Source organism: Nitrosospira multiformis (assembly GCF_900110185.1).
Classification (GTDB): Bacteria; Pseudomonadota; Gammaproteobacteria; order Burkholderiales; family Nitrosomonadaceae; genus Nitrosospira; species Nitrosospira multiformis_A.
Genome location: NZ_FOCT01000001.1, coordinates 128719 through 145507, shown reverse-complemented (window position 1 = coordinate 145507; position 16789 = coordinate 128719). Strand labels below are relative to the sequence as shown.

Genomic DNA, 16789 nt, shown 5'->3' with positions numbered 1-16789 from the left:
CCAGAGTTCGCTAACCCCACTGCGGAATTTTAGGACGATCCGGTTCCGGCGTTACAGGATCAGTGGCACGCAGGCCAGGGGGCACATTGCTTTCGGCAATGCGCTCCCAGAAACTGTCCAGTCCGTTTCCTTCGAACACGCGGGTCGCCTGGAAGAATCCAAATGCGGCGTTGCTCAACATGTGCCCGGATTCATGCTCGAACGTAGCCGGAATAATCTCTCCTCCCACATAGCGCGCAGTATTCACGAAGCTGAAACCGCCGAAATTGAAAGCCCTGCCGTCCAGTTGACCCACCCATCCGCCCACCGTGAAAATGTTGCCTGTTTTCCAGTCAACCTGCATGTCACGGATTCGTAGCCTGTCCACCTGCCCGAAGGTGACGAGATAACCGACGACATTCAGGGCGAACAAGACGAGGCCGATGGCATGGCCCGGCCAGCTCATGGGCATCAGGTAGCTGGTCCAGCCAAGTATGCCCTGGTAGACATCGCTCTTCGCTACCGGGGGGATCACCGCCAGGAAGGTGATGATACCCAGTGCCGCACCGATGATCGGACCGAAGATCATGCCGCCGATCATTGCGTTGGCGCCTGCGGTAAAACCGATCAGTGCACCGCGTAATGCGCCTTCCCAGCTTCCATAGGCGATGCCCCCTACGACAGCCCCGATGGCCGCGCCTGCGAGCCCTGCTACCGCGGCGTAAGCCAGGAGTGTGCCAAAGCCGATTGCGGTGCCTACTCCGAAAGTCAGTACGGAAACGGCAACCACGGCCACTACGACGGCAATGGCGATGACAATGGCGCCCAGCACGTCCCAGAAGCCCAGTCCGCTCGGATCGACGTAGCGGACCGGATTATTGCCCGCGTACGCGTATGGGTTCAAGCGCTTCGGCTCCTGCAAGCCCTGTTCCGGCTGATAAAGATAGAGCGGATCGGGTGAAATGAAGCGTCCCATTACCGGCGAGTACCAGCGCGCATTGAAGTAGTACAGTTCTATGTCCGCATCGAGTTTTTTGGTCGCGAAAGCCGGTGGAAGTGCGCCGGAGGGAGCCACGAGCACGCTCCCGAATGGATGAAAAGCCGTTTCCGTCAGAAGATTGCCACCCGCATCGGTATAAATGACCGCACTACCCAAGTGATCGTTATGTATGAAAACCGTCATTCCATCTGCAACACAGGCGACCGGGAGGTCGCCTGCGAGTATCCAGCGCTGCGTGGTGCCATCCTTCGACTCGAACAGGTTATCCACGTAATGCGTCGTTTCGGTCAAGCCTCCCGCGGTTGCTTCGCGCCGGCTCAGCACGCCCCTGTGGTCATAGAAGAAAAGCACGTCCGTTCCACCCGCAACTTGCACCCGCGAGAGTTGCTGCTTGGCATCGAAGGTCAGAGTGCGTCCGGGCATGGAAATGACGTTGCCGTTCGCATCGTACCCGAACAGGGTAACGGCATTGATGCCATCATTGTGGCCGCTCAGGCGGTTACTGTTGCCGCCATTCTCGTAGAAGAGCGGATTGGAACTGATCAGGGGATTGCGAAGGAAGTTCGCTGCCTGGTCATATTCATAGACGTGCGAATAACCGGCGGTCGGATCCGGACTGGAAGCCTCCAGAAGATTGTTGAATGCATCATACCTGAAGCTTTGCGTCCGCACGAATCCGGCTGCAGCAGCCCGCAAATCCTCGATCGCGGCCACGTTCCCCGCCTTGTCGATGTCATACCGGGTATGAAAATAGACCGCGCCCGTCTCCGGCCGATGAGTGCGAAGCTCCCGCAACCTCAGAGAAGCGGGGTCGTAGTCGTATTCCGTCCGCACACCATTCTCATACTGGAGTGCGGTTCGCACCCCTGCGGCCGTATATTCGATAGTATCGACTACACCGGGAATGCGCCGCAGCAGAAATCCTGAATAGTGTTCGAAATCGACAACGGCTCCATCAGGATAGCTCAAGCGAGTCATACGGCCAATCCTGTCGAATGTGTAATTCAACGCAAGAGCGTCGGTCTCACCGGGCGCCAGCCGGGAACGCAGGGTGACATTGCCGCGCTCATCGTAGCTGTAAGTGGTTTCACCGGCGGGATCAACGGTTCGCGCCAACCGGCCTGTCAGATTTGCGCCGCTCCCTGCATCGTAGAAATACTGCTCCGGCTCCCCTCCTCCATACGCGGTGGCAGTGATGCGGTTCAACTCATCGTAAGTCCGGTTGATCGACTCGCCTGCGGCATCCACCTGAAGCGCGAGATTTCCGGTGGCATCGTAGGCCAACAGGCGATTGCCCGCGTCCACATGTTCGATCCTGATCTCCTGGCCGGTGAGATCGCGGGTGATACGGCTGAGGATAATGCCACGGGGATCGGTGATCTGCCGCAAGCGTCCTGCACCATCGAGCTCATAGCGGGTCGTGCGGACCGTACTTTGGTCGCGCTCTTCCACTCCGATCAAGCGGTACCAGGAATCGTAGAGCTCACGCCGGGGCGTTCCAAACGAAACTTCCGCCTCGGAATCGTTATCTCCGCCATCGGAGAAAAGCGTATCGAATGGCCAGTATTCCGCGCTTGATTCACCCCCGTCGGGGTGCACTGTACGGATTGCCCGACCGAGTGCATCGAAGAAAAAGTGCCGTCGCAGTGCGGAAGGGTCAGCGGGATATAGCTCAAACTCCAACCCTTCAGCATAGAAGGATTCCAGTTTTTCCGCCATTTTCCCCCGTACACTGGTCATAGCCTGCCCGCTCACCGAAACCCTGGCGCCATCATGCTCTGTGCGGCGCTGATATAACGCGCCGCCTCCATCGAGATACTCATTGATCGCGATGGTGCGGGAATCTCCGGAAATTACGCGATAACGCGTGCTGCGCAGTGCAGGCAGTGCTGAAGTTTCGTACGAGTAGGTTACGCTGGGGATGGCAAGCGTGTCTCCGGGCGCGACGACTATGGCAATGCGTGCCAGAGGGTCGTAGCGCGACTCGGTTACTCCGCCGTTGGGGTTCACCATGCGTCTGGGTCTTGCAATGCGAAGATCATGCTCGACGGTTGCAATGAAACCTTTCGCGTCGGTGATCGAAGTCGCAAACAACCCGAATTCATCAAAGGTGTAGGTCGTGTCGTTCCCGCGCGCATCCCGGCTGACCAGGGCATTGCCGCGCTCGTCGAGACTGAGTCGTTTATGGTCATACAGCCATGCAGGTTCGCCATCCTGGTCCTCTCCGTCATGATATCCCAGTGCCGGAAAATCCGGTTCATGAGCGCCATACACGGAGGTGGCCATGCTTTTATGCAGGGCAACCTTCTCCGTCCGGGTGAGCAATCCTTTCGTAACTTGGCCAAGGGGCAGACCCTCGAAGGCGGGACCGTCATAGTAATGCCGCAACTCGTTCAGCAGATTGCCGTCACCGTCGCGCTGGACGATACGCGACACATGATCGCGGACGCGGCCGGTCGGGTCCTGTGCGTACTCGGCCCGGGTCGTCGCGAGCAACGGAACTCCCTCCCCTCCTTCTCCCCTCCGCTCCTCGCCTGTGACGTTTCCGGAAGCGTCGAACGAGAACATCCTCCGCTCGATGCGGGCTTCGGACTGGCGTTCGAATGTCGATGTGACCGTCTCTTCGACGAAAGGAAACAGCACGCGACGGCCATCGGGCAGTGCCTGCTCGATTCGCACTATCCACCGGCTTTCTTCGACCCGGTAGGGAGCCGAGGCCAGCGAACTCGCATCTTCGCCGAAAACCTCCACCCGGAACAGTTTCCTTTTCAGGCTGCGGCGCAGCTCCGGATCCGGCTCAGAGGGTTTCCCGGAAGCTTCGGTATGGTAGTGAAAAACGGTTCGACAGGAAGGAATCGAGGCATCCCCTTCCTCGATCTGTTCCGAGCGGCCGAATCCGTCGAATTCGCGGCGGTATCCGTCGTAGTGACCCTCGTGATACCGGTAACGGGTCACGTTGTGCAGGCCGCTGATCGAATCGTCGATGGTAACGGCGGATACGACCTGTACGGGAAACGGAAGAAACGACATCCACGATTGCCCCTGCTCCCGATCGCGCCTTGCCTCAGCGGTCGAGGTCGCATATTCAATGACCGTAACTCGGCCCAGGCCATTGTCAATGCGGCTAAGCAGGCCCGGCTTCACATCACCGGTAAAGTCGAGGTAGCGATAGTCTGGATATGGACTGGTCCACAAAATCCCAGCCGTTCCGGTTCCGCTCATGTCTGCGATCCGGAGCGTATCGGCCCGCGAAGTGGGGGGGGTGTAACGAATGGTCTGTGGAGGACTGAACGCATTTCCGGATTGGTTGATCCAGTAGGTTACCTCGTCGTAACCGACAAAAACGACGTCAGCCAAGCCATCTCCGTTGATATCAGTGATGAACACCCGCGCCGGATCGAATGGATAAGGGAATCTCGGTGCGGCAGTCATTTTGCGCGATTCGGAGAAATGGCCTTCGCCACGCGAAGGCCAGTACTCGAAATAGCCGTTGCTGAACAGCACTACATCCGGTATCTTGTCGCCATTCATGTCAGCCAGCCGCACGCGAGGATCACCGGAGGAAAGATTGGGAACAGGTGTCGGCAGGTCGTCCTTTGGTACCAATCGCGGAGGTTCCCAGCCTATTGCCCCGCGATTGTTGTAAACCTGCAAACCGGTACGTCCGTCGTGTACTGCATCGACGAGTCCGTCGCCGTTGACATCCATCAATTGCAGCCCGCCTGTTTCAAAGGCAAGCTGCGGTGAGCGGACATATCGGTTGAATCCATCGAAGGCACCGGTTCCCTCGTTGCGATAGAAGCCGCTGAGCGTCCCGCTGCCAACAAGCACGTCGGCTGCGCCGTTTCCGTCCATATCGGCAAACTGCACACGATCTTCCGCCGTGCAGAACACAGCCGGGAATTGGGGCAAGGAACGGGGCGGTGCCCATCTGAATTGGCCAGTATTGGACCAGTATCGCGCGATGCCGTTTTCGATCGACAGGACGCCGGGCAGGCCTCGTCCATCCAGGTCGATCAATTCCAGGTTGGGCTGGTCGAGACCGGGAGGCGCGGCGCCGATCTCAGCCGTGAACTTCCTCAGGCGGCGGCTCGAGGAGGTAAACTCCGTATAGGAAAACTGAAGTGGCGGAAGCGATGCTGATTCTCCCGTTTCCGGATCATTGCCGGAGAAGGTGACTGAACGCAGAAGCGACAACCCGGATAACGGTGCCAGGTCATATGCGAGTGACCAGCTTCGCACAGCCGCGGGTCCCAGGGGCTCGACATGGAGCGTGATCCGTGTGCAACGCAGCGTGGTGCGCTGTTCGAAGCCGCTGCGGAAATCGGAGAACGCGTCGGACCTGACCTCGTATTCGAACCGGATGGCATAGATGGCGTAGCGGATCTCCTCGATATACCGCTGCCCCTGTTCACTGCGATACCGGTAGGTAATGGCATTGCCCGTGGTGTCTTCAGTACGCTCGACCAGCCACGCGAACACGCGCACGGTTCCATTATCGTCAAACTCGATACGGCTTTCAGCGGTGGTGCCGAAGGTATGGCGTATGCCGGATTTCTCTGTAACCTGCCATCCGGTTTCCGTCCGGTTGAACTGCTCGAACCCATTCTCGACCGAAGCCCGGAAAGTGTCGGCACCGATGGGCACAAGTTCTGTCTGCCCCGCGAACAGGAATGTGTCGTCTTCCGTATAGGATGGAGTGCCCCGAAAAGTGCGGCGGCTTATAGTGGCAAAAGGCAGGGACCAGCCGAGGCCCCAGGGGCTGTTGCCTGCACCGGTGCTGTAGCCGAGCGCAAGGCTCGGCTGGAAATTACGGATGCCGGGCAACAGATCGAGTGGAATCCGATAGTTGCCGACCCCCGAATTCAAGTCAGGTTGGAAAGTCTCGCCCAGACCCCGGATGTCGCCTCCACCGGCGGGATTCGAGGTAGCCTGGCGCTCGACCGGAGATTTATTGGCCACTGCCTACTCCCTCAGGTCCATGGTTTCAGAGAGCGACAATCCGGAAATTGTCGAAATGCGCACCTGCGCTGCCCCAGCAGAAAAGACCGGCACGGCCTGAATTCGGCAGCGAGGCATCCTGCCCGAGAAGGATTTGCTCATCATTGAGATAGGTCCTCATCTCCGATCCGCTGAAACGGATTCTCAGCGAATGGGTTGTGCCCGTTTCATACCCATGCGTATCATCGAGGGCCGTCATGTCCAGTTCCTGGAATACGCCGCCCACCTTCTTACCCATGCGGCGATAGCTGCGCTGCCCATCCATGAGGAAGTAATAGAAATTGTCCACATCCTGCCAGCGGAACACGACGCCAATACCGCCGTTATCCTCGGAACTGACATCCACTGCAACGATATGATCCTGAATCGCCGGGAGTTCCGTCGTCGTTTTGCGCACTAGGTAAGTGCCCGGCTTCTCGGGACCCGTGGCGCCAGGCTCGAATGCGCCCCCATGTATACTCGACATCTGGTCGATGCGCTGCGCTGCCTCGTTGAAAACCCATTGCGAGGGCGCAGAAACCGTCGCCTGCGGATCATCGACTACATCGAAATTTGCAAGCGTATCGGCATCAAAGCGGTCGAGGAGGAGAAGGTATGGTTGTCCCGGAATGCGGCGAGGGGTGAACTCGTACTCTGTCGTCATTACAATATTCTGTACCTGCGACCATTCGAAACCCGCATCGAAACGAGCCTGGTTCTGCGCGACCGGAATGGTTATCTTCCACTCCTGTAACCAGGGCTTGCCAATGAATGCATTGAGCGGACTCGATCCGCCTGTCGAAAGTGCGCCATCCGCTGTAGTGGACTGGGTGGCGGCCGTACCATCCGCAGCGGACACGATGACGGTGAGGTTTTCGGCAGAAACGCCCTCCTCCGTTTCAATCAGGAACGTGAGTTCGCGCACGGGCGGCTCGAGGTGATAGAAAGGCAGCATGGTCGAGCGAAGCGTGAACGTCACCTCACCCGTATCCTGAAACGCAAAGAACTCGTCGAAAAGCTCGTACCGAAGCGCGACAGTACGACGCCCAGCATTGACCTGTGCGACCGCGAGCTCTTCAAGCACTCTGGGTTTGAGGTTGGGATCGAAGAACGACTCGTAATAGATCACAAGTTTGATGTCGGTGATGTAGTTCAGGACGATGTCGTTGGCCGCGGGATTGAGCTCGAATACCCATGAGGTCGAGACTGGGCTATGTTCGAAAATTCCCAGCATTTCCACATCGGGCGCGAAGATCACCGCATCGGCGGCAATGCGGTATTGCGACAGCAACAGCGTTTCCGGTTGCAGCAGCCGCATTTTGATGCCGCCATTGCGCATGCGCGAGAGGCAGAGCCCGGTATTGGTGAGGCTGGCATGGATTCCTCCCCGGCCGATCAATCCTTCGACGATGACCTCGACACGCTTGATGCGCTGCAGATAAGCGCCAGGATAATTCCGGTCGAAATCACTCAACTCCGTGCGAAAACCCATGGTACCCGTGCGCTGGAAATCGCGCAGGAACTGGACCGGGTAGCGATCTGACAGTGAAATGATTTCCTTCATGGGCTGCTTTTTCTCGCCGAGAATGATCCGCATGAAAGTGAATGAGTCAATGTCACGCAGCAGGAAATCGCCGGCCAGAAGACCTGCCAGATCATTCCGGTTATACGATGGCTTGATGATATTCACGGCCTTGCCGACCTCGTACTCGTATGCCTGCTCCATCAGCCGGGCTATGACGATCGCCTGGCTGAGGTATGACTGGGAAATCTGGCGAATTTCGTTTGCCAGCCGATTCCACAGATCGGGCGTGAATTCCTGCGAATCGAACAGCGCCAGCTGCTGCTCGGCCTGTTGCTTGCGCAGGGTGGCGATGTTCTTCTGGATATCGGCAGCTTCTTTCTGTTTGGTAGCGATGTCCACCTGCTCATCAGCGACCCTCTTTGCCGCTTCCAGCTCGCTGATGCGCCGGTCCATGTTATTGAGTTCGAAATCGCGCGATATCTCGCGGCGCCGACGTGTCAAGGTCCGCAGCACCTCATCGACGCGATGGGTCCCGTTCGAGATCCCATATTCCTCATAGCCCGAGAAATCATATTCGGTGGTAGGCGCACCTACGTAAGTGATCTCCGCATCGAGTGCCATCTCCTCCAGGCTTACATCCGCATATTCCTCTTTCAGATCCCGGGCGTTTTCGAGCTGCGTGTTTGCATAGGCTTGGTTCGCCTCGATGGCTTCCTTCTGCTCCTGCGCAATCTCGACTTTCTTGATCTCGAGCTGTTCGTTGGCGGCCTCCAGGTCGACCGCATTCTGCAACATGGCGCGCTGGAATTCCTCCTGCTCGGCGCTGGTCTTGAAATTGATATAAGTCCGTTCCGCCTGAATCGCATGTTCCGCGAAATAACGCGCGGCATTCTGCAGGTAATCGAAGCGGAATACCGGGACTTGCTCGCGCGCCAGGCTGAGCAATGGGAAGTCGATGCCATCCTGGATGTTCTGGATGTTGAGCTTGGCCAGCAGTACGACTGACGCAATCGAAGGGTTGTGCACCTCAGGATCAAGCGGCTGCGGCGCGGCCAGAATCGCCTGCACCTGTGCCGCAAGGTTGTCGAAAACGGGTGATTTATACAGGGGTGAAACTGGATCGAGGATGGGGTCGGTCAGGCGCACAATCTGCTCATACCGCGTTCTCGCTTCGGCCTTCTGACCCCCCTCAAACAGGAAATGGCCCCAGCGGAGATAGGCATTGGCAAGTTTCAGCCAGACCATCGGCGCCTCGATGACCTGGTTGAGATACGGATAGTCCCGCGCCTTTTCGTACCAACTGATGGCTTCCTCATAATCGCCCAGTTCGAGATGGCAGTCACCGAGACTTAATGGAAGCGTGAAGCCGTAGGTATGAGGGATGTAGGCGATGAAGTTGGTTTCGAGAATTTCGAAAGTGGCGAGCTCCGTAAGTGCCGTAGCGGTGATACGCGGCTGGTAGAGGGTTGCGGTAAGGTTTGCAACCGCATCGCCCTGAAGATCGACACTCACGATCTGGTCTCCCTTAAATACCCCGAACTGCTGTGCGGCGCTTGCGGCAGAAACAGTGGGAGACACATTCATGTACTGACTTGAACCGGAGGATGAATTAAGGATGAAGCCCAGTCCTTCGCTGCCCATCGGCCTCTGCATTGCAGTGGCGGTGCCGGGATTGAGCGGTTGTGTAAGCGTCCTTCCGAACGAAAGCGGAACTGAATCTCCCGCCGCCTGAAAAGCCGCGCCAGAGCTGCGCGCGTCGCCCGTCAAGGCTGAAACCACGCCGATGTTATTGCTGATTGCGCCCAATTCCGCAGTTCGGGCGGGGGGTACAGCTGCAGCGCCCTCTCCCGCTACATCCGTGATTCCCGGTATGCCAGCCACCCCCGGTCCCGCTGCCCCTGGCGCAGTACCAGGCGCTGCGCTCACGCGTCTTGCTAGTTCGAAAGCTTTCGCGAAATTATCCCGGGCATTGTCAAATTCACCCCGTTGAACACCAGCAATGCCGGATGCCACCAGCAGGTTGGATTCCAGTTCCAGATCCCGTCCCCCATTGAGTTCGAGTGCCTGCTGGATGATGGGCTGTGCTTCGGAAGTTGCTCCGGCCTGAAGATATACGGCAGCCTGTTCGTAAAGAACGGCTGCAGGCGGCGCGACAACCGCGCTGCCTGTACCGCTGAACTTCTGTACAACAGAGGAGATCTCTCGCGGGGGGCTTCCCGCTGCGACGATGGGTCCGGCGGTGATGGCGGAGCGGTATTTCGCCACCTGCGCGGTCGCAGCGACCATTGCTTCAGTCAATTGCAGGGGCTTCAGAACAGCAGTTGCGATTGCAGTAACGCCTACCGGAAACTGCGGGTGAAGAAACTTGTGCAGCAGGGCGTAGGCAGTCTGATACTCGTTGAGCGCGTTCTGAAATTCATCCTGGAAAAAATAGCGATGTCCGCTTGCGAGATGCTCCTGCACCTGTTTTTCCAGCGCCGCCTTAGGATCAACTTCGATTACCCCGAATTTCAGAACCTGGGGGACAAATTTATAGCTGTAATAATTGCTGAGGTACTTCACTGCCATATCCGGTTCCTTGTTCGGTGCTTGTATCAAGTAGCCGGCAGAGGTCAGAGGTCGGCGACCCGGCTATTCGGAATGTCCTGAAATAAACATAGATGCTGCCTCCGGGTTAGTCAAACCGCGTTTCTTCCGAATTCAATTTGGCGAGCGGGTGATTGGAATATCTTCCTGAGCTTTTAGCGAGCCTTTGAGTAACTTTCGCTACCCCCTACGGTATCTCTTCGACCCGGCAAGCCCGTTCCGAGCCCGCCGAAGGGGTTCAGGACGAATGGCACTGGCCAAATTCATCGTCTTTACTCACAATTGATCATCCACGGTATGCCAAACTGATCGATCAACATCCCAAACCGGGCAGCCCAGAAGGTAGGCTGGATCGGCATCTGCACGGCTCCATTTTCCGACAATGCCGCAAATATGCGTTCGGCTTCCTCCGGTTTGTCCGTATTCAGCGCCACCGACATCCCTTTGGTTTTTTCATAATGCTCCGGTGACGCGTCCGAGGCCATCAGGACAGCTTCGCCTACCGTCAGGCGCGCATGCATGATTTTGTCATGCCATTCCGGCGGCGTTTGTTCCGCCATGGGTGAACTTCCGAAGGTGAGCATCGCGGTGATCTTTCCTCCGAGACATTTTTCATAGAACTTGAAAGCGGTCTCGCATTGGCCGTTGAAATTGAGATAAGGGTTCAGTTGCATGGGAAACTCCTCCGGTTGGTTGACGATTCAAAGCGAATTCAATCTCTCCCGCAAGGGAACGTTTATGGCACGCTATGTACCTGTGGTCGAGACACGAAACTCACGTACAGATTCGATATTTTGCAGCGCTTTTGCAAGCCCCGCAGCTCTGCCGACCTTCGTCGTTCTGACATCCATGCGGTACTCGAACAAGCCTGCTCGGGTAATACGGTAACTCATGGTTGCAATCTCAAACCCATGGTCGATCGCCAGGGCACGAACCTGATCTTCCGGCATCACCTTATGGCGGTCAAAGCTTACGTAATACTGAGCATATGACTGCCGCGGAACCCGGTCTTCGATCAAACGGAAAAGCGAAAGTATTCCGAGGGTCAACAGGGTTCCCAAAATACCGGGAAGGAAAAAGCCTATACCCATCAGTATGCCGATACCGGCTGTAATCCAGATGGAAGCGGCAGTGGTCAGGCCCCGAACACTCAGGCCTTCCTTGAAAATAACTCCGGCTCCAAGAAAACCGATACCCGTCATGATGCCCTGCGCCATTCGGGTAGGATCCATTCGCACGGCCTCGATTGTTATGTTTGGCGGTAGCCACTTCCACTGATAGAGCGTGACCAGCATCAGCAGACTGGATGCAAGGCAAACCAGTGCATGCGTTCTGAAACCGGCGGGGTGCCCGTGCAGGCTTCGCTCAAGACCGATAGCACCGCCCGACAGAACTGCCGCCAAAAGATGAATAGCAATGGTGACGGAATCATCCGCGTTCGTTATAGCTTCCAGAATCCTTCTCCTTTTAACCCTTCATAGTAAACCGAAATCGCTTCAACCACCCCTCCCCTCTCTCATTGAAGGCATGTTTCACGTTAATCCATAACATGATTACCATAATGTTCCACATTCATGCGATATATGATATTACGTTCCATATTCATATATTTAATTAATAAATAATCATAAATATATGAATTGTTGTTTATTATATGGAATCTCTTCCTGCTGAAATACCCCTTGAATTTCCCCACATCAAGGATATACAGGGGGTATATTTCAAATGATTGGTTAAATATAGGGGGTATATTTCCCTTACCTTCAAAAAATGGAGGGTATACCAAGATTGCGCATGATTGAGGGTATAAACCGAGATAACTGTGTGCCCAGTAAATGGGCAACAACGATGAGGGGGACAGGTCTTGTCAAATCGACGGGGATTGAGCGTGATGGCTGCTTGGTGGATCTGCCAAGGTCCTATGCGGGAAAATGACAGGGGTGATTAAACCTTGTTCGGGGAAACTAGTATTTATACTAGTATAAATACTAGTTTCTCTCGCATCGTTTTATTTGTACTAGTAGATATTTGTACTAGTAGATGACAGAGGGAAAAATATGAAAAAGGCGCGAGGGCTGTTATAGAAATCGGGAGCAGCATCAGTCGAGAAGGACTGCCCGCCCCTCCGCGTTTTCTTGTCCCACTAACCAGAAGCCGTTTAAACCATTTGCTGCTAGTAAAAAACCGGTACTGTCAAAATCCCCAATAGACGATCGATCGGCTATTTCGACTATGAGGGCTGCGGGTAAACGCAGCACATATTCACACATTCACACCTCGCTACCTGTGGGAGGTTTTTTTGTAAGAAAGTGAGGCATACAGGGTACAGGGAATCGCTGATGGCGGGATGGATGAGGGGAAGGACCAGGAGAGGTTGTCTCAGGAAACGGAAAATAAAGGACGCCAGGCCTCTTCTCGTGGATTAACGAAGCCTATCCGGCATCCTCAATGGCACGACATTTTCCGGCGAGTGCCGTAATGTTAACTTTCGCAATCCGTGCCCATATCGGCTGTATCGGTTGGGGGATCCCGTCGGATTACGCTGCGCTAATCCGACCTGCTTGAAACGTAGCGATAATCAGGCAGCACCGGGAGCTGCCATATGGTGCATAGGGTGCAATGCGCTTTGCTTATTGCATCCTATGCTTCTACGCCCTAGCTATGTTGTGAGGGGAAGATGTCGAATCTGCTAGGGCTTCCTGAAGCTTTTTCTCCTGCTCGGGAGACAGGGACGTTCGCAGGACCTTGCCTTTAACGTCGGTAAGCTCCACCAGAACCTTTTCCGGTTGCGCCTTGCGCACGAGAATGAAAAGGGCCGATGAGTTGACGGGGATGGTTTCGCTCAACGACTTGATGAAATCATCGTTGATGCCGTAGTCGGAGAGAGAGCCGGACAGCGCCTCTGCCCCGACACTGAGTGCACCGCCCATACAAAGCCTGCAATCGGATGCATGAACAGCAGTCCGATCAAGGCTCCCCATAAGCTGCCGGAAGTGAAAATGAAACCGGTCGTCGCTCCGTTGATGGTAGGATTAATGCTCTGCTTGAGGTGGACCCTGCCGCCCTCGTCACGGATGACGACAACGGCATCCTCAAGATCTATCAGGTGTTCCTTTTTCAATTTGGCAAGTCTAAGCAAAACACGATCAGCTTCTTCGGCATCTTTAAAACCCACTACCACCAGCTCAGACATGTTTCTCTCCTGTCATAAAGTTTTTTCTGTTTTCTGAGTCGATCCCGGGAAGGGTCAATTTGCGGTGCCGGATCTCCACAGCGAAACAGATTTTTATGCCGCTCCTCCACTGGCGCTGATGTTCTGCCCCGTAACCCAGCGGGATTCTTCGCTCACCAGAAAGAGGACAACTCGCGCTATGTCTTCCGGCTCTCCTACGCGCCCCAGGAAAGACATCGCTGCCATCCGTTTTATCGTTTCTTCGCTTTTTCCCGTAGTGAACATTTCCGTATTGACCGGCCCTGGCGAAACGATATTTGCAGTGATGCCCCGCTCTCCAACTTCTCTTGCGAAGACGCGCGTCAGTTGTTCGACAGCACCCTTGCTGGCTGCATAGGCGCCATAATTGGGAAGCATCAGCCGTGTAACAGTGCTGGATAGATTCACCACGCGTCCCCCATCCTCGAGCCGGACGGCAGCTTCCCGCAGAGCATAAAAAACGCCTTTCACATTGACATCCAGAACGCGCTCGAACTCGTCGTCGCTGATATCAGACATTTTTTTGGACAGGAGCACGCCTGCGTTATTGACGAGGATATCCAGGCGCTGAAAACGGTCGATTGCGGCATCGAAGAGCCTGCAAACTTCAGCTGAATTGCTGACATCCGCCTTGATGGCAATTGCCTCTGCGCCTGCCCGCTGGATCGCGGTACAGACTGCTTCGGCCGCTTCCCTGTCTTTAGTATAGTTCACGACTACGTTTGCGCCCGCACCTCCTAATGTGCGCGCTATTTCGGCACCGATGCCCCGTGATGCACCCGTGACGATAGCGACTTTATTGTGTAACGGTTTGTTCATTTCATTCTTTCATCAGTTGCGGATGAACGCTGCGCTTCCCTCTTCTTCTGTTTCCTCTTGCAACGATAGCTTGATTCTCGTCTGATCGTTTATTCCGCAAATTGAAGCTCCAGGGAAAAATTCTGGGATCTATTCTGCGGATTGATCTACGGGTTGATCGGTAAAGCTCAGCTCGATGCCATTTCCAGCGGGGTCTTTAAAGAATAGCTGAGTAATGCCCAGTGCAGGTACCTGGCCTTTTCTGAACAGGATGCCCCGTTGCCTCAACCGTGCCTCCATTTCGGGGAGTCCGGTGCAGGTGAATGCGGCATGATCGAAAGTGGTCGATATATGGGTATGCCGCACTTCATTCGTGGCCGTTTCACTCAGATGAAGCACGCATTTATCACCGGCATAAAGCCAGTACCCAAAGCTGTCGAATGGAGGGCGAAAACCCTGCGCGAGTCCCACTACATCGCAATAAAAAGCCTTGAGGCTATCAAGCAATTCTCGTGGGGCACGCAGATTATAGTGATTGAAGCCGATGACGCCCACTGCTCACTCCTTTGCTCCGCTTGCTTTCAGCAATTCCGCCACTTTACTGTGGTTTCTGCTCAATGCCCACTGCAACGCGGTTTTGTCCCATTGGTTCCTTAGATTGGGGTCAGCGCCGTTTTTCAGAAGAACTCTTGCGGCTTCAACATGCCCGCCTCTCGCGGCCATCATAAGCGCAGTCGTTCCATTATCGGATGTTGAATTGATCGGCACCCCTCCTTCCAGCAAGAGCTGGATGATCCCGGGGTGACCTCCTGTTGCGGCATAAATCAGCGGGTTCCATCCCTCATGGTTGATTTCCGCTCCCTTGATGTACAGTTTTCGGACGATATCTTCCAGGCCGTGCAGGCTTGCGAGCATGATAGCTGTTTCGCCATAGCGGTTGCGAAGGTTGAGCCGGGCACCCCCCTGAACGAGCAGATCGACAAGATCGGCATTTTTATGCCGGACAGCGGACATTAAAAGCGTATTTCCCTGCTCATCGGGCGTATTCGGATCAGCGCCCTTTGCGAGCAGTTTGCTGATGTCGGATGTATTATTGTCTTCAGCCGCCCAGCGCAAATCTTCATAAACCCCACCCATTGCATAAGGCTGCTGAGAGAGACTGGCGGCAAGCATCAGACCAGCCATAAGTAATTTTCCAGATGAACTCATAATTCAGGCCGCCTTGAACAGGTTGAAAAAGTTATGGGTCGTGATTCTGCCGACTTCTTCGATAGGGATGCTGCGCAGTGCCGCTATTTCTTCCGCGACGTTTCTCACGAACGCGGGTTCGTTTGTCTTGCCACGATGCGGCACAGGAGCAAGATAGGGTGAATCCGTTTCTATCAATACCCTGTCCAGACTGATTCTTCTGGCCACATCCTTCAATGCAACGGCATTCTTGAACGTGACAATGCCCGAAAACGATATATAGAAATTCATTTCCATCGCCTGCCGCGCTACTTCCCAGCTTTCCGTAAAGCAGTGCATGACTCCTCCCACCTTGTCCGCACCTTCCTCCGCCATGATCCTCAGTGTATCGGCAGCGGCTTCACGCGTGTGGATGATGAGCGGTTTCGAGCATTGCCGGGCGGCGCGGATATGCTGACGGAAACGCTCCCGCTGCCATTCGAGATCGCCCTTGAGGCGGAAATAATCCAGTCCGGTTTCGCCTATCGCCACCACCTTTGGATGATCAGCCAAAGACGCCAATTGTGCCGCCTGCGGTTCGGCGAGATTTTCATAATCGGGATGGACGCCGACCGAGGCGTATAAATTGGGATGGTTCTCGGCAAGAGCGCGGACTCGGGGAAAGTCCTGGAGATTGACACTCACGCAGAGTGCATGACTCACGTCATTTTCCCGCATTCGTGCCAGCAATTCATCCAGCCTGCTCGCGAGATCGGGAAAATCAAGATGACAATGGGAATCGACAAACATAGTGGAACCCGGTCAAAAAGGAGAAAGGAATAAATGACAAAGACATAATTGCTCCCCTGATCCAGGAACGCTGGCTTATGGGTGTCAGTTAATTATCGCTACTATTCCAAATAGTCGCGTAATCGAACATATCACACGGAAAAAAATCCCGATAGTAGGCACTGTATATTAACGTCCTCAACCCCCGCCAGCGGGTGAATCGCTTTCACTCTGCCTCAACAGCAGTATCCAGGGGCAATTAATCAGCCCTAATTACCCGTATCCGGTACTTGCGGCCATAGCGGCCGATTGCTTTCAACCCATTTTTGAAGCCTTCTCCGTGCAGAATCCCCCGCTGTTTTTATTTCCAGATGATCACAAATGGATTTCCAGGAATTCAAATCTGCAACACCTTTTAATTCTCGAATACTTGCTGCCCACTCTCTCGCACTGGGAGTGGAAGCACGTCGAGGCGACGTATAAGTAACAGGTCCCTCTATCAACCTGTTTGAATATTCTCCCACTTGTGCAAAGCCAGCAATTACCCTGCGTAGTGCTGTATTGAAAGATAGGTTTTCAAACGGTTTCGGGTTTGCCAGCTTCCATATGGCTGCAACCACATCATCGTCGACATGAAACTGCGGCATACTAGTTTCCCCTTAATCAGTACCCCACCAGTATCTCACTAGTATATTGCTAGTGTCAATACTAGTACAAATAAACAATATAACAGGTACTAGTAGGTGATACCAGT

At 54.9% G+C, this 16789-nt stretch carries 11 protein-coding genes; all 11 read right to left on the bottom strand.

The window, feature by feature from the left end:
* Positions 1-10 precede the first annotated feature (10 nt).
* Complete coding sequence (locus BMY01_RS00640) at positions 11-5941, bottom strand: toxin TcdB middle/N-terminal domain-containing protein (RefSeq protein WP_074743675.1); 5931 nt, start codon at positions 5939-5941, stop codon at positions 11-13.
* Between the two features lie 25 nt (positions 5942-5966).
* A complete protein-coding gene (locus tag BMY01_RS00635; protein ID WP_074743674.1) occupies positions 5967-10052 on the bottom strand; it encodes a Tc toxin subunit A-related protein in 4086 nt (1361 codons plus the stop codon).
* A gap of 290 nt (positions 10053-10342) precedes the next feature.
* The gene (locus tag BMY01_RS00630; protein ID WP_074707163.1) at positions 10343-10744 is read right to left on the bottom strand and encodes a VOC family protein; all 402 of its coding nucleotides are present in this window, start codon (positions 10742-10744) and stop codon (positions 10343-10345) included.
* A 72-nt stretch (positions 10745-10816) separates the two neighbouring features.
* Positions 10817-11473, bottom strand: a complete 657-nt coding sequence (locus tag BMY01_RS00625; RefSeq protein WP_081353610.1) for an MgtC/SapB family protein — start codon at positions 11471-11473, stop codon at positions 10817-10819.
* A 1245-nt stretch (positions 11474-12718) separates the two neighbouring features.
* Positions 12719-13000 (bottom strand): DUF1269 domain-containing protein, encoded by a 282-nt coding sequence (locus BMY01_RS18200; protein WP_254772543.1) that lies wholly within the window; start codon positions 12998-13000, stop codon positions 12719-12721.
* Positions 12913-13263 carry a DUF1269 domain-containing protein gene (locus BMY01_RS18195; protein WP_254772569.1) on the bottom strand — a complete coding sequence of 117 codons (351 nt, stop codon included), beginning with the start codon at positions 13261-13263 and terminating at the stop codon, positions 12913-12915. Before BMY01_RS18195 ends, BMY01_RS18200 begins: the two co-directional genes overlap by 88 nt.
* 93 nt (positions 13264-13356) lie before the next feature.
* Entirely contained in the window at positions 13357-14100 is a 744-nt protein-coding gene (locus tag BMY01_RS00615; protein ID WP_074743672.1) for an SDR family oxidoreductase, read from the bottom strand.
* A 129-nt stretch (positions 14101-14229) separates the two neighbouring features.
* Positions 14230-14634, bottom strand: a complete 405-nt coding sequence (locus BMY01_RS00610; protein WP_074743671.1) for a VOC family protein — start codon at positions 14632-14634, stop codon at positions 14230-14232.
* A 3-nt stretch (positions 14635-14637) separates the two neighbouring features.
* Positions 14638-15264 (bottom strand): ankyrin repeat domain-containing protein, encoded by a 627-nt coding sequence (locus BMY01_RS00605; protein ID WP_254772542.1) that lies wholly within the window; start codon positions 15262-15264, stop codon positions 14638-14640.
* Between the two features lie 27 nt (positions 15265-15291).
* Positions 15292-16056: a TatD family hydrolase gene (locus BMY01_RS00600; RefSeq protein WP_074743669.1), complete on the bottom strand. Its 765-nt coding sequence runs from the start codon at positions 16054-16056 to the stop codon at positions 15292-15294.
* Positions 16057-16304: 248 nt separating this feature from the next.
* Positions 16305-16682: a hypothetical protein gene (locus tag BMY01_RS00595; protein WP_074743668.1), complete on the bottom strand. Its 378-nt coding sequence runs from the start codon at positions 16680-16682 to the stop codon at positions 16305-16307.
* Positions 16683-16789 lie beyond the last annotated feature (107 nt).

Coding starts and splice junctions, on each gene's coding strand:
- BMY01_RS00635 (WP_074743674.1), bottom strand. CDS start 10,052: ATGGCAGTGAAGTACCTCAGCAATTATTACAGCTATAAATTTGTCCCC.
- BMY01_RS00630 (WP_074707163.1), bottom strand. CDS start 10,744: ATGCAACTGAACCCTTATCTCAATTTCAACGGCCAATGCGAGACCGCT.
- BMY01_RS18200 (WP_254772543.1), bottom strand. CDS start 13,000: ATGGGCGGTGCACTCAGTGTCGGGGCAGAGGCGCTGTCCGGCTCTCTC.
- BMY01_RS18195 (WP_254772569.1), bottom strand. CDS start 13,263: ATGTCTGAGCTGGTGGTAGTGGGTTTTAAAGATGCCGAAGAAGCTGAT.
- BMY01_RS00615 (WP_074743672.1), bottom strand. CDS start 14,100: ATGAACAAACCGTTACACAATAAAGTCGCTATCGTCACGGGTGCATCA.
- BMY01_RS00605 (WP_254772542.1), bottom strand. CDS start 15,264: ATGGCTGGTCTGATGCTTGCCGCCAGTCTCTCTCAGCAGCCTTATGCA.
- BMY01_RS00600 (WP_074743669.1), bottom strand. CDS start 16,056: ATGTTTGTCGATTCCCATTGTCATCTTGATTTTCCCGATCTCGCGAGC.
- BMY01_RS00595 (WP_074743668.1), bottom strand. CDS start 16,682: ATGCCGCAGTTTCATGTCGACGATGATGTGGTTGCAGCCATATGGAAG.